The sequence below is a fragment of the Carboxylicivirga linearis genome, assembly GCF_018271995.1.
GTDB lineage: Bacteria > Bacteroidota > Bacteroidia > Bacteroidales > Marinilabiliaceae > Carboxylicivirga > Carboxylicivirga linearis.
Genome location: NZ_JAGUCO010000087.1, coordinates 1 through 1591 on the forward strand (window position 1 = coordinate 1; position 1591 = coordinate 1591).

Genomic DNA, 1591 nt, shown 5'->3' on the forward strand with positions numbered 1-1591 from the left:
TTATAGGCAAGTTGGATTATGTGCATTATAGCCATCAATACAAATGCTATTATATTCGGAATAAAACAGAGTATAAGCAGAAATTATTCCAGGATTTAAAACAAGTAGTGCAAATATCTACAAGGTATCTTAAGCCCGAAACAACTAATTCTAAACAAAATCATCTGAAAAATTATGGTGACGATGAACCGACAGTTAATCAGCCTCTGGTATCAATAATTTTAATGTATGATAAAGGATATTTGAAGTTACCTGTTCCATATAAGCAAGAATGGAGTAGATTTTTGCGCGAATTAGGGTGTTTCTTTGAATCGAGACGACAATTTTGGATTGTACCTAATTATTTGAGCAGAAAGGAATCGATTCAAAATTATTTCAAACAACAAGGTTGCTATCTGCAGGTTAGTGTGAAACATGATGAAAAAGTACAATCTCATTTAAAAAGGCAGTATTACAAAGACGATAAAGAGATTCAGGATTTTATTAAGGTTATGACTTTGCAGGGGGCAAGTAAGAGGACAATAGAGAATTATGGCAGTCAGCTTAAGAAGTTAAAGAATTATTATGGAGGCAAAACTATTAAGGAGATAAGTGATGAAGAGATTCGAGATTATCTGTTCTTTATACGACAAGAACTGAACTATTCTCCGTCAGCTCAAAATATTGCGGTGAGTGCAGTAAAGCGCTTTATTCTATCAATGACTGACCGGGATTTCAACTCCAATCATATACCTCGCCCTTCAAAAGTAAAAGGTTTGCCAAAGGTGTTAGAGAAAAAAGAAATAGAAGCTCTATTAAGATTAAACATCTATATAAAGCATAGGTGTTTGCTTTATTTATTATATGCAACCGGGATTCGGTGTGGAGAGTTGGTAAATCTTAAAGTTGAAGATGTTAATTTTGATGATAACATAATCGTTATAAATCAAGGTAAAGGCAATAAAAGCAGGATTGTTAGTTTGTCAGAAAAACTGAAAGATCTGTTAATACAATATTTAAGAATGGATAGACCTAATTTTTATTTTTTTGAAGGACAAAATGGAGGGAAATATAGTACAAGCAGTGTACAAAGAGTAATAAAACGAGCTGCCCTCAAAGCAGGTTTAGAAAAGCGTGTTACACCTCATATGTTACGACATTCTTTTGCTACCCATTTACATGATTCAGGAATGGATATAAGAAATATTCAGAAATTACTTGGTCATACCAGTACAAAGACTACCGAAATCTATACTTATATATCAAAAAGAGATATTAGTAAACTAAAAAGTCCTTTAGACGACTTGGATGTTTAGAAAAAAATGATTTTTTTTATGATGAGTAAAGGTTTTGTGTCAAGATAACTTTAAAATAGATAAGTTTTTTATTAATGTATTTCTAGACAGTAGATTAGTGCTAATGATAGGGTGTGGTATGTGGATATTTGGAGGATATATAAAGATGGAGGATGATGCATAATATTTATTGTGACTGAGGAAGCGAAGCTGTATAAGTGCTAAAAAAAATAGACTATATATTAAAATAGTAGTAACAAAAAAAACAAGACTGGCTATATGTGGGATAGAGAGCATACTCCGTCTATTACATAGTT

At 32.1% G+C, this 1591-nt stretch carries 1 protein-coding gene; it reads left to right on the forward strand.

What is annotated here, in order from left to right; all coding sequences use genetic code 11:
- Positions 1 to 1295: site-specific tyrosine recombinase/integron integrase (gene xerA / locus KEM10_RS23685; protein WP_212220832.1), on the forward strand; the 1295-nt coding region annotated here is incomplete at its 5' end.
- Positions 1296 to 1591 lie beyond the last annotated feature (296 nt).